This is a genomic window from Streptomyces sp. NPDC006332 (genome assembly GCF_040612855.1).
GTDB lineage: Bacteria > Actinomycetota > Actinomycetes > Streptomycetales > Streptomycetaceae > Streptomyces.
The window spans coordinates 71,737-82,594 of the sequence record NZ_JBEXRA010000043.1 but is presented as its reverse complement, the minus strand read 5'-3'; the positions used below and the strand labels follow the sequence as shown (position 1 = coordinate 82,594).

The 10,858-nt window shown below is 71.6% G+C and carries 12 protein-coding genes; 6 read left to right on the top strand and 6 right to left on the bottom strand.

Translation table 11 applies throughout. The features are described 5' to 3' along the window. Positions 1-105 precede the first annotated feature (105 nt). Positions 106-306: a ferredoxin gene (locus ABZ027_RS31280; protein WP_356774135.1), complete on the bottom strand. Its 201-nt coding sequence runs from the start codon at positions 304-306 to the stop codon at positions 106-108. Between the two features lie 11 nt (positions 307-317). Beyond that, positions 318-1,517, bottom strand: a complete 1,200-nt coding sequence (locus ABZ027_RS31275; protein WP_356774133.1) for a cytochrome P450 — start codon at positions 1,515-1,517, stop codon at positions 318-320. A 337-nt stretch (positions 1,518-1,854) separates the two neighbouring features. Between ABZ027_RS31275 and ABZ027_RS31270 the strand changes: the two genes are divergently transcribed. Beyond that, entirely contained in the window at positions 1,855-2,487 is a 633-nt protein-coding gene (locus tag ABZ027_RS31270) for a LysE family transporter (RefSeq protein WP_356774143.1), read from the top strand. 37 nt (positions 2,488-2,524) lie between these two features. Here the strand turns inward: ABZ027_RS31270 and ABZ027_RS31265 are convergent, their stop codons facing one another. After that, entirely contained in the window at positions 2,525-2,953 is a 429-nt protein-coding gene (locus ABZ027_RS31265) for a nuclear transport factor 2 family protein (RefSeq protein ID WP_356774141.1), read from the bottom strand. A gap of 213 nt (positions 2,954-3,166) precedes the next feature. Between ABZ027_RS31265 and ABZ027_RS31260 the strand changes: the two genes are divergently transcribed. Beyond that, positions 3,167-3,616 (top strand): nitroreductase family deazaflavin-dependent oxidoreductase, encoded by a 450-nt coding sequence (locus ABZ027_RS31260; RefSeq protein WP_356774131.1) that lies wholly within the window; start codon positions 3,167-3,169, stop codon positions 3,614-3,616. 61 nt (positions 3,617-3,677) lie between these two features. Here the strand turns inward: ABZ027_RS31260 and ABZ027_RS31255 are convergent, their stop codons facing one another. Further along, complete coding sequence (locus tag ABZ027_RS31255; protein WP_356774129.1) at positions 3,678-4,649, bottom strand: cation diffusion facilitator family transporter; 972 nt, start codon at positions 4,647-4,649, stop codon at positions 3,678-3,680. A gap of 131 nt (positions 4,650-4,780) precedes the next feature. Between ABZ027_RS31255 and ABZ027_RS31250 the strand changes: the two genes are divergently transcribed. Beyond that, entirely contained in the window at positions 4,781-5,806 is a 1,026-nt protein-coding gene (locus tag ABZ027_RS31250; protein WP_356774127.1) for a glutathione S-transferase C-terminal domain-containing protein, read from the top strand. A 44-nt stretch (positions 5,807-5,850) separates the two neighbouring features. Then, positions 5,851-6,147, top strand: coding sequence for a DUF4235 domain-containing protein (locus ABZ027_RS31245; RefSeq protein ID WP_356774125.1), 297 nt, complete (start codon positions 5,851-5,853; stop codon positions 6,145-6,147). Positions 6,148-6,234: 87 nt separating this feature from the next. On the opposite strand, the gene ABZ027_RS31240 is transcribed toward ABZ027_RS31245, so the two are convergent. Together ABZ027_RS31240 and ABZ027_RS31235 are read right to left on the bottom strand one after the other, a co-directional pair. Next, complete coding sequence (locus ABZ027_RS31240; RefSeq protein WP_356774123.1) at positions 6,235-6,627, bottom strand: VOC family protein; 393 nt, start codon at positions 6,625-6,627, stop codon at positions 6,235-6,237. A gap of 135 nt (positions 6,628-6,762) precedes the next feature. Further along, complete coding sequence (locus ABZ027_RS31235) at positions 6,763-7,530, bottom strand: TetR/AcrR family transcriptional regulator (protein WP_356774121.1); 768 nt, start codon at positions 7,528-7,530, stop codon at positions 6,763-6,765. 124 nt (positions 7,531-7,654) lie between these two features. Here ABZ027_RS31235 and ABZ027_RS31230 point away from each other — a divergent pair, with 124 nt between their 5' ends. Continuing rightward, a complete protein-coding gene (locus tag ABZ027_RS31230; protein ID WP_356774119.1) occupies positions 7,655-9,166 on the top strand; it encodes an APC family permease in 1,512 nt (503 codons plus the stop codon). Positions 9,167-9,184: 18 nt separating this feature from the next. Then, a complete protein-coding gene (locus ABZ027_RS31225) occupies positions 9,185-10,816 on the top strand; it encodes an amidohydrolase (protein WP_356774117.1) in 1,632 nt (543 codons plus the stop codon). Positions 10,817-10,858: the final 42 nt, after the last annotated feature.

The window sequence follows — 10,858 nt, the reverse complement described above, 5'->3', positions numbered from 1 at the left end:
GCCCTGGCGCCGTGCACGCCGTCGCCGTCCTGGGTGTAGCGGGCGTCGAACTCGGCCAGGCGGCAACCACCACCCCGCGAGACCTCCGCCGAGCCCTGTCGAGGCTCAGCGCACCGTCTCGGACACCGTGATGGCGGTGACCGGGCAGGCCCGGGCCGCCTCCCGGACCATCGGGTCGCCGGCGCCGTCCTCCCGGCCCGGCAGCAGGGTGCTGAGGCCGTCCTCGTCCTGGGTGAAGACGCCCGGCGCGGCGAGGGCGCACTGGCCCGCGCCGATACAGACGTCCCTGTCGATGTCGATGTGCATGACCGCAGCCCCTACCAGGTCACGGGGAGTTCCAGCATCCCCTGGATCGTGTCGCCGGGCTTGAAGGGGATCTCGTCCGCCGGGGCCGCGAGGCGGAGCGTGGGCAGTCGGTCGAAGAGGGTCCGCAGGGCGATCTCCAGTTCGGCGCGGGCCAGGTTCTGGCCGAGGCACTGGTGGATGCCGAAGCCGAAACTGACGTGGTGGCGCGCGGACCGTTGCCAGTCCAGGGTGTCGGGGTCGGGGTAGACGCCCTCGTCGCGGTTGATGACCGAGGTCGCGAAGACCACGCCGTCGCCCGCGCGGATCGTCGTCCCCGCCACCTCGATGTCGTCGGTGGCCAACCGCAGCAGCCCGTCGGCGATCGACAGCATCCGCATGAGCTCCTCGACCGCGGTGGGCAGCAGCGCGGGGTCGGCGCGCAACTCGGCCAGCCGGTCGGGGTGTCGCAGGAGCGTGTAGGTGCCCAGCGAGATCATGTTGGCGGTGGTCTCGTGGCCCGCGACCAGCAGGATGAGCGCGAGGGCGATCACCTCCTGACGGTCGAGTTCACCGTCGCGCAGCCGCTGGTGGACGAGTTCGTCCAGCACTCCGTCCCCGGGCTCCGGCTGCTTCTGCTTGTGGTCGATCAACTCGCCCAGGTACGCCTCCAGTCGGTCACGAGCGTCCGAGGTGTCCTCGGCCGTCGGTCCACGCAGCAGCCGTCGTGACTCGCCCTCGAAGAAGTCGTGGTCGGCGTAGGGGACACCGAGCAGAGCACAGATCACCGTCGAGGGCACGGGCAGCGCGAAGGCGCTCACAAGCTCGGCGGGCGGCCCCTGCGCGATCATCGCGTCCAGGCGTTCGTCGACGACCTGCTGGATGCGCGGACGCAGTTCGGTGGCGCGTTTCAGGGTGAAGGCGGGGATCATCATCCGCCGCTGGGCCTGGTGCTCCCGGCCGTCGACGCCCAGCAGCGCGGTCTTCCGGTTCCGGGCCGCGGCGAAGCGGGCCGTGGGCGCGGGGAAGTCGGGGTGGGTGCGGTCGGTGGACAGACGCCGGTCGGCCAGCAGGGCGCGGGCGGTGGCGTGCCCGCTGACCAGCCAGGCCGGACGGCCGTCGAAGAGCTCGATCCGGGTCAGTGGCCGGGTCTCGCGCAGCGGGTCGTAGGCGGTCGGCGGGTGATAGGGACAGGTGCGGTCCTGCGGGAAGGCGACGGATTCCGTTTCTGGCATGGAGACCTCGCAGACAGGGAGAACGTCGTGCAGATCTTCATTAGATGCTCCAGGCATCTATGAGGCGATGACAAGTTCGGCCAGATCAGCGACGCGCGCAATCTGGCCGGGGATGATCGCTTCGCGCCCGCGCATCGGAGGACGGCATTCGCCCCGGTGCCTCAGGCGGCGGACGTCCCAGGCCCTGGGAAAACGGGTTGTCGCCGCGCGGTCCGTACCCCCAGGATCTGGCCATGTCTACGATCGATGCCCTTCTGCCGCCCGCCGCCACAGCCGACCGTCCGGGGCGCGGCCGGCAGCAGTCCGGCCGACGGTGGAGTGCGACGCCGCCACGCTCATGACCGCCGCGCTCGTCGCGGGGCTGCTCGCGGGGTACGGCATCGCCGTGCCGGTCGGCGCGGTCGGTACCTATCTGGTCTCCCTCACCGCTCGTACGTCGTGGCGGACCGGGAGTTGCGCCGCGCTCGGCGTCGCGAACGCCGACGGTTTGTACGCCCTGGTGGCCACGCTCGGCGGCGCCGCTCTCGCCGGTGCCCTGCGGCCGGTGCTGGGACCGCTGCGCTGGGCCTCCGCGCTGGTGCTGATCGTGTTGGCGGTCGGGGGCGCGGTCACGGCCGTACGCCGGTACCGGGGCCACCGCCTCGCCACCCGTTCGGACCCGCCTCCGCCGGGCCCGATGCGGGCCTTTCTGGGACTGCTCGGGATCACCCTGCTCAACCCGACCACCGTGGTCTACTTCACCGCGCTGGTGCTGGGCACCCGGGCCGAGGACGCCGTACGGCCCCTGGAACAAGGGGTGTTCGTGCTGGCGGCCTTCACCGCTTCCGCGAGTTGGCAGGTGCTGCTCGCCGGTGGCGGCGCCTTGCTGGGCCGTGCCCTGACCGGGCACCGGGGGCGACTGGTGACGGCGCTGGTGTCGAGCGGCGTGATGACGGCCCTGGCGGCGCGGATGCTCGTGGCTCCTCAGTGAGCGGGCCGACGGTCCCAGGCGTGCGCGGGCCGGCCGGTCACGGGGTGAAGGCGCGAGCAACCGCGAGGCTGTCCTCGTACACGTGGTGTCGGACGATCAGGCCGTCCTCGACGGTGAGGTGGAGGGCGAACCTGGCGCGATAGAGGCGCCCGGTGGCCGCGGCGGTCTGCCGGATCTCGCCGAGCACCACGGCGTCCGAACCGTCCACCAGGACGCGTTCGATCTCCGTGCCCGCCTGCCCAGGGAGGTGATGGGCGGCCAGTTCGCGGTAGTGGGCCGCGGCGTCGGCCCGGGTGGCCCGGTGCCGGATCCAGGGAGTCTCGGCACTGCCGTGCTCGCCTTCGGGCCAGTTCAGCTTCCAGTCGGCCCGCTCGGCGTACAGCTCGGCGATCCGCTCCGGGTCGCCCTCGCCGATCCGCAGCAGCAGGTCCTGGACCACGGTACGGGTCGTCGGGACGGAAGTCATGGTCATGGGCGGCCCTCTCACTGGGACGGACGGCTGGCGTGCCGGGTCGTCCACGACGGTGCCGCACGCGGGCCGTCCGCGCGATTACCGGTGAAGTAATAGCCAGGGGTGCCCTTTGGTGTCGTAAGGGAAAAGAGTAAGGATGGATCTCGCCGGTTCGATGGTGAACCGTGCCGCGAGCAAGCCGTAGTCGATGACGATGGGACGGATGCCATGCCTCTTCAGGGCGAGTACGAACCCAGCCCGACGCAGTGGGTGCGCGACCAGGTGGAGCTGTACGAGAGCTCAGGCGGCACCAAGGGGACGACCCTGATGGACACGGGGATGCCGGTCATCCTGCTGACGACCCGGGGTGCGAAGAGCGGCAAGATTCGCAAGACGCCGCTGATGCGTGTGGAGCACGAGGGGCGTTACGCCGTGGTCGCCTCCCAGGGCGGGGCACCCAAACACCCCGTCTGGTACCACAACATCCAGGCCGATCCCCAGGTCGAGCTCCAGGACGGCCCGGTGAAGCAGGACATGACGGCCCGTGAGGTCACCGGGGCGGAGAAGGCCGAGTGGTGGGAGCGTGCCGTCGCGGCCTATCCCCCGTACGACGACTACCAGAAGAAGACAGAACGGGAGATTCCGGTCTTTGTGCTGGAGCCCGTCAACGGGAACTGAATCCGTCGGAAAAATATCGCCCGGCGGACGCATGGACCTGCGTCCGCCGGGCACCCGAGGGTCAGGCCCCGCCGCGCTCCCCCGTCGCGGCGGGGCTTTCTCGTGTCTCGGCGGCAGGCCGGTCGGTCACGTCGAGGAAGATCTGGTCCGCCTCCAGGACGAGGTCGGCGATCGACCGCTTGATCCGTACGGCGACCTCCTCGACCCGTTCGCTGTCCATTCCGGGCATCAGGTCGACGCGGGCGGCGACCAGGACCGAGTCCAGGCCCATCTTCATCGTGAACAGCGCCTCCACGCTGTCGATCTCGGGCTGGGCGTCCAGCAGGGCCCGGATCCGGCCGCTCGCCTCCGGGTCGGCCGCCTCTCCGATCAGCTGGTCCCGTGCCTCGCGTCCCAGCCGGTAGGCGACGTAGACGAGCAGCGCGCCGATCGTCAGTGAGGCGGACGCCTCCCACACCACCTGCCCGGTGACCATGTGCAGCGCCATGCCGATCATCGCGAGCGTGACGCCCAGCACCGCCGTGCCGTCCTCGGCGACGACCGTGCGCAGCGCCGGGTCACGCAGGCCGTCCATGCCCCGGCCCTGGCGGCGCACCTGGTACAGCGCCCTGATCAGCGAGGCCCCCTCGGCGAGCAGGGCGACGCCCAGCACGATCAGGCCCGCCACGTATCCGCTGTGCTTCTCCTCGGCCCCGTTGCGGAGCGCGTCGATGCCCTGGAAGAAGGAGAAGCAGCCGCCCATCACGAAGATCCCGACGGCCGCGAGCAGCGACCAGAAGAAGCGCTCCTTGCCGTAGCCGAAGGGGTGGCGCCGGTCGGCGGGGCGGCGGCTGCGGCGCAGCGCCGCCAGGAGGAAGACCTCGTTGAGGCTGTCGGCGACGGAGTGCGCGGCTTCGGAGAGGAGCGCCGGTGAGGCGGCGAAGATCCCGCCCACGGCTTTGGCGACCGCGATCACCAGGTTCGCGGCGAGCGCCACGAGCACCGTGACGCGTGTCTTCCGGTCGGCCTTCTGACTTGAGGATGTCCCTGTCACCTCCGCCGACTGCCCCGGTCATTTCGACTCACACCGTGCCGTCGGCGGAAAACGGGGAACGCGTTCACCAGGGCAGGCGTACCGCGGAGCACAGTGGCGGGCGTACCGCAAGGGACAGCAGGGAGGACGGCATGACCGCCGGCGAGGACGGCAACAGCGGGTACGGAAGGAAGGCGTTCAAGCGGTCCAAGAGCCACTTCGCGGACCGGATCACCGCGGACGGCCGCGACGGCTGGCCGGTGGAGGCCGGCCGCTACCGCCTGGTGGCCAGCCGCGCCTGTCCGTGGGCGAGCCGGGCGCTGGTCTCCCGGCGCCTGCTCGGTCTGGAGGACGCCCTCTCCCTCGCGATCGCCGACCCGATCCAGGACGACCGCAGTTGGCGCTTCACCCTGGATCCGGACGACCGCGACCCGGTCCTCGGCATCCGCTTCCTCAGCGAGGCCTATGACGCGCGGGAGCGGGACTACCCGGGCGGGGTGAGCGTGCCCGCGATCGTGGACGTGCCCAGCGGCAAGCTGGTCACCAACGACTACCAGCAGATCACCCTGGACCTCGCCACCGAGTGGACGGCCCTGCACCGGGAGGGGGCGCCCGACCTGTATCCGGCGGCGCTGCGCGACGAGATCGACTCGGTGATGGCGGAGGTCTACGAGGACGTCAACAACGGGGTGTACCGGGCGGGCTTCGCGACCGGTCAGGAGGAGTACGAGGCCGCCTGCGCCGGTGTGTTCCGTCGCCTGGAGCTGCTGACGCCGCGGCTTGCCCGGCAGCGCTATCTCGTCGGCGACACCCTCACCGAGGCGGACATCCGACTGTTCACCACTTTGGTCCGTTTCGACGCGGTCTACCACGGTCACTTCAAGTGCAACCGCTGGAAACTGGCGGAGAACCCGGTCCTGTGGGCGTACGTCCGCGATCTCTACCAGACCCCCGGCTTCGGCGACACGGTCGACTTCGACCACATCAAGCGGCACTACCACCAGGTGCACACCGGTATCAACCCGACCGGAATCGTGCCCCTGGGGCCGGATCTGTCGGGCTGGCTGACCCCTCATCACCGGGAGGAACTGGGCGGCCGTCCGTTCGGTGACGGGACCCCGCCGGGGCCGGCTCCGGCGGCCGAGACGGTTCCGGCAGAGCACCGGCCCACCCGCTGAAGTCCGACCCGCTGAAGACCCGCTCACACACGAAGGAGAGTGACATGGCGAAGAAGAAAAAGATGCCCCTCGCCTACAAGCCCATCGGCTTCCTGCTGGGCTGGACGAGCGGGACGCTGGCCGGACTGGCCTTCCAGAAGACCTGGAAGGTGATCCGGCACGAGGACGACGCGCCCGACGCGCTGGACCGGGACCGCGGCTGGGGAGAGATCCTTTTCGCCGCCGCGGTCCAGGGCGCCATCTTCGCCGTGGTGCGCAGCGCGGTGGATCGCGCGGGCGCCACGGCCATCGAGCGCTCCACCGGTGCCTGGCCCTCCGAGGAGAAGGGCGGCCGGGACTGACCCGCTCCCCGGCCGCCGGTTCGGACGGCGCTCAGGGGTCCTTTCACTATGAGCGACCTGATCGGACGGGCATAGTGAAAGGACCCCTCAGCCCTGCTTGGGCGCCGTCGACGGGACCAGGCGAAGGGTGAAGGAGTGGCCGGCCGGGTCGGCGAAACCGCGTTCCTCGTACGGCCCGCTGGCGTCCTTGGTCTCCAGCGGCCGCCCGCCGAGCCCGATGACCCTGCGCTCCGCGTCGTCCAGGTCCTCCACCACGAAGTCCAGGTGGGCCTGGAGGGCGTTCTCGGGACGGGGCCAGCTCGGTGGCGTCGCGTTCACGTCACGCCGGAAGGCGATCCGAAGCCCGTCGTCGGCCCTGATCTCCACCCGGTTGGCGCTCTCGTGTGTCTGCTCGGCCTCCAGCAGTTCCTTGTAGAACACCGCGAGCTTCTCCGGCTCGGCGCAGTCGAGCACGATGACACCCGCTTTCACCAAGACCATGACTCCTCCGAAGGGTTCGGGGCGCGGGACGTCTGTGCCCGGCCCTCTTCCTTGCGGATATCCCGAGCCGCCCGATTCAGTCGGTGACCGGCCGCTCACGGTGACCGGACTTCCCGGCGAACGGGGACCGGTCGCTCACGGTGACCCGCCTTCCCGACGAACGGTGACCGGCCGCCCACCGCGGCGCGACGCCCCTTGCGCCCCGATCACCGCCAGCCGTGCCGCCGCCGTGTCCAGCAACAGGTCCAGGGCCGCCGGATAGGAGCTGCGGGGCATCTCGGCGATCAGGTGGCGGGCCGTCGCCGCGATGTGCGGGTGGCTCTCGGCGGGCAGCCGGGCGTAGGTGGCGCGCCACACGGCCGCCTCCGCCTCCCGGGCGGCTCGCGGCATGGCCGCGCTCGCCGAGTCGAGGGCGCCGAAGGCGAGTGCCTGGTCGACGAAGGCGTGGTAGATCCGCACCGCCTCGGGGTCGGGGAAACCGGCCTCGCGCAGGACACCGAGGATCGCCTCGACGGCCTGGATCTCGTACGCCCGCCCGGTGACCCGGTAGGAGCTGAGCACGGCCGCCCGGGGATGGGCGAGGGCACCGGCGTGCATGCGCAGGCCCAGGTCCCGCAGGTCGGCGGCCCAGTCGCCGCCGGGCCGCCAGGTGCGCAGGGTACGGCCGATCAGTTCGTCGGCGATGGCCAGCATCAGGTCGTCGGTGCGGCGGAAGTAGCGGTACAGGGAGCTGGGGTCGGCGCCCAGGGCGAGGCCGAGACGGCGTACGGACAGCGCGTCGGCGCCGTGCTCCTCGATCAGCCGCAGCGCGGTGGCGACGATCAGTTCCTCGGACAGCACGACGCCCTGTTTGGTCGGGCGTCGGCGCCGCCGGCCGGCGGGTGGGACGACACGGTCGGTCATGGGTGCCTCCAGGGGCGGATGCGCGCACCTTATGACAACACCGTTGACCTGTTAAGGCCCCCGGCAGTTTCATGGCGGCTCACCGGGGCCGATCGGGCCCCCCGGTGCGAGCGGAGACCACACCATGTCCGACCAGCCCCTCAGAGTCGACGTCGACCCACCCGCGCGGCCCGCCCTGCGCAGGTCCCTCGGTGTGCTGGACGGCGTGGCGATCGCCGCGTCCAGCACGGCCGCGACCACCAGCATCGGCATCGGGCTCGGTGTCACGGCGGGCGTGGTCGGTCTCCACCTTCCGGCGATCATGTTGCTGGCGTTCCTTCCGGTGCTGGGAATCGCCGGCGCCTACTCCCGGCTGAACCGGGTGGAGCCCAACGCGGGCAACGGATACGTGTGGGTGGGCCGTTCGCTCCACCCGTGGCTCGGCTTCATGGTCGGCTGGGTGAACATCGTGGCGACGGTGGCGTTCCTCGCGTACACCACGGCGGTCACCGGCTCGGCCCTGATCCAGCTGGCCGGGGAGGCCGGTGTGCACCGGCTGGGCTCGCTCGCGCTGGATCCGGGGTCGACCGCGCAGACCACCGCGCTCGGGATCGTGACCCTGGCCGCGGTCACCCTGACCGCCGTCACCGGTGTCCGGACGGCGGCGCGGCTGCAGACCGGACTGCTGGTCTTCGAGTACGTCGTCCTGCTGGGCTTTTGCGGATACGGCATCGTCACCGGCCCGCACGCCTTCAGCCTGAGCTGGTTCGACCCGTTCGCGATCCCGTCGGCGTCGGCGCTCGCCCAGGGCATGCTGCTGTCGGTGTTCTGCTACTGGGGCTTCGAGGCCGCGTTCAGTGTGAACGAGGAGGTGCGCGACCCACGGGACGCGTCCCGGGCCGGCATCACCACCCTGGTGACCATGCTGGGGCTGTTCCTGCTCGGCTCGATCGCCTTCCAACGGGTGCTGTCCGAGGGGGAGTTGGCGGGGCATGGGGCCCAGGGGCTGGCGTTCTTCGGGGACCGGCTGGCGTCCCAGCCGCTGGCCGCGCTACCCCTGGTGGCCCTGATGTTCTCGGCGGTCGCCTCGCTGCAGGCCGGGGTGATCCCGACGGCCCGCGCGATGTTCGCGATGAGCCGGGACCGCACCCTGGGCCCGGTGTGGTCCAAGGTCAGCCCCCGGTACGGCACGCCGGCGGCCGGGACCCTGCTGATCGGCGCCCTGGCGACGGCGGTCGCGGTGCTCGCCCTGGTCATCCCGCGACTCTCGGACATGATCATGGCGACGGTGAACGCGGTGGGCATCGTGGTCGCCCTCTCGTACGCGCTGACCGCTCTCGCCGCCGCGGTCCGCTTCCGGTCGCTGCTGCGCGAGGACTGGCGGCAGGGCGTACGGGCAGTGGTGCTGCCCACGCTCAGCGCGACGGCCCTGCTGGGACTCGGCGGCTACCTCGCCTGGTCCTTCTACACCTCCACCGACCATCTCGAACTGCGTGCGGACAACGGCTGGTTCCTGCTGCTCACCCCCGTGCTGATGATCACGTCCGGCTTCGTGGCCGCCGCCTGGGCCCGGTGGGTGCGCAGATCCCCGTACTTCCGCACCGGCGAGGGCACCGACGCCGACGCCCCGCAGCTGCTCGCCGCCACCCCGCACTGACCTCACCGGGAACGGGACATGTACGCAGATCTCCTCTTCACCGGCGGCCCGGTCCTCACCCCCGAGGGCCGCACCGCCACCGCCGTCGCGGTCACCGGCGGGCGGGTCACCGCCGTCGGACGCGACGAGGTGCACGACCTCGCCGGGCCCCGGACCACCGTGGTCGACCTGGCCGGACGGCTGCTGCTGCCCGGGTTCCAGGACGCGCACGTCCATCCGGTACCGGCCGGCCTGGAACTCGGGCAGTGCGACCTGACCGGGACCAGGACCGCGGACGAGACCGTAGCCGTCGTGCGCGCCTACGCCGACGCGCATCCGGAGCGGGAGTGGATCACCGGCGGCGGCTGGTCGATGGAGGCGTTCGCGGGCGGCACGCCGACGAGGGAACTGCTGGACGCGGTGGTCCCCGACCGGCCGGTCTACCTGCCCAACCGCGACCACCACGGCGCCTGGGTGAACAGCCGCGCCCTGGCCCGCGCCGGCATCACCCGGCAGACCCCGGATCCGGCGGACGGACGCATCGAACGGGACGCGTCCGGCGAGCCGAGCGGGACCTTGCAGGAGGGCGCGATGCAGCTGGTCGGGCGGCTCACTCCCCCGGCCACTCCCGCCGACCGGCTGGCGGCCCTGCTGCACGCCCAGCGCCATCTGCACGCGCTCGGCGTCACCGCCTGGCAGGACGCCCTCGTCGGGGACTTCCTCGGCATGGACGATCCGTCGGACGCGTATCTGGCCGCCGCCCGGGACGGTTCGCTCACCGCGCGGGTGGTGGGCGCCCTGTGGTGGGACCGGGAGCGCGGGCCCGAGCAGATTTCCGAACTGGTCGAGCGGAGAAAGGAGTTGAGCCGGGGCCGGTTCCGCGCGGGCAGCGTCAAACTGATGCTGGACGGGGTCGCGGAGACGGGTACGGCCGCGCTGCTGGAGCCGTATCTGGACAGCTGCGGCTGCGCCACCGCCAACCGGGGGACCAGTTTCATCGAGGCCGCTCAACTCCCCAAGTACGTGACCGAGTTGGACGCTCTCGGGTTCCAGTGCCACTTCCACGCGCTGGGCGACCGGGCCGTACGCGACGCCCTGGACGCCATCGGGGCGGCGCGCGCGGCCAACGGGCCGACCGACACCCGGCCGCATCTGGCGCACCTCCAGGTGGTGCACCCCGACGACGTGCCGCGGTTCGCACGCCTCGGGGCCACCGCCAACATCCAGCCGCTGTGGGCCGCGCACGAGCCGCAGATGGACGAGCTGACCATTCCCTTCCTGGGATCCGAACGCGCCGCCCTGCAGTACCCGTTCGGCGCGCTGCTGCGCTCCGGCGCCACGCTCGCCGCGGGCAGTGACTGGCCGGTCAGCAGCCCCGATCCCCTGCACGGCATCCATGTCGCGGTCAACCGGGTGCCCCCGGGCGGCGGCCCGCCGGTCTTCCTGCCCTCCGAACGCATCGGCCTCACCGAGGCGTTGACCGCGTACACGGCGGGGTCGGCGTATGTGAACCACCTCGACGACACCGGTCAGGTGCGGGTGGGGGCGCTGGCGGATCTGGTGGTCCTGGACCGCGATCCGTTCGACGGGCCCCCGGAGGCGATCGCGCGGTCGAGGGTGGCCCTGACGTATGTGGGAGGCGAGCGGGTGTACGCGGCGCGGGATGCGTGAGCGGGGCGCGGATCGACTCCGCGGCGGGACTCTTGGACAGGT

Excerpts from the sequence above, each read along its gene's own strand:
- ABZ027_RS31265 (WP_356774141.1), bottom strand. The coding sequence starts at position 2,953 with ATGACTTCCGTCCCGACGACCCGTACCGTGGTCCAGGACCTGCTGCTG.
- ABZ027_RS31230 (WP_356774119.1), top strand. The coding sequence starts at position 7,655 with ATGTCCGACCAGCCCCTCAGAGTCGACGTCGACCCACCCGCGCGGCCC.
- ABZ027_RS31235 (WP_356774121.1), bottom strand. The coding sequence starts at position 7,530 with ATGACCGACCGTGTCGTCCCACCCGCCGGCCGGCGGCGCCGACGCCCG.
- ABZ027_RS31250 (WP_356774127.1), top strand. The coding sequence starts at position 4,781 with ATGACCGCCGGCGAGGACGGCAACAGCGGGTACGGAAGGAAGGCGTTC.
- ABZ027_RS31275 (WP_356774133.1), bottom strand. The coding sequence starts at position 1,517 with ATGCCAGAAACGGAATCCGTCGCCTTCCCGCAGGACCGCACCTGTCCC.
- ABZ027_RS31240 (WP_356774123.1), bottom strand. The coding sequence starts at position 6,627 with ATGGTCTTGGTGAAAGCGGGTGTCATCGTGCTCGACTGCGCCGAGCCG.
- ABZ027_RS31260 (WP_356774131.1), top strand. The coding sequence starts at position 3,167 with ATGCCTCTTCAGGGCGAGTACGAACCCAGCCCGACGCAGTGGGTGCGC.
- ABZ027_RS31245 (WP_356774125.1), top strand. The coding sequence starts at position 5,851 with ATGGCGAAGAAGAAAAAGATGCCCCTCGCCTACAAGCCCATCGGCTTC.
- ABZ027_RS31225 (WP_356774117.1), top strand. The coding sequence starts at position 9,185 with ATGTACGCAGATCTCCTCTTCACCGGCGGCCCGGTCCTCACCCCCGAG.
- ABZ027_RS31280 (WP_356774135.1), bottom strand. The coding sequence starts at position 306 with ATGCACATCGACATCGACAGGGACGTCTGTATCGGCGCGGGCCAGTGC.
- ABZ027_RS31270 (WP_356774143.1), top strand. The coding sequence starts at position 1,855 with ATGACCGCCGCGCTCGTCGCGGGGCTGCTCGCGGGGTACGGCATCGCC.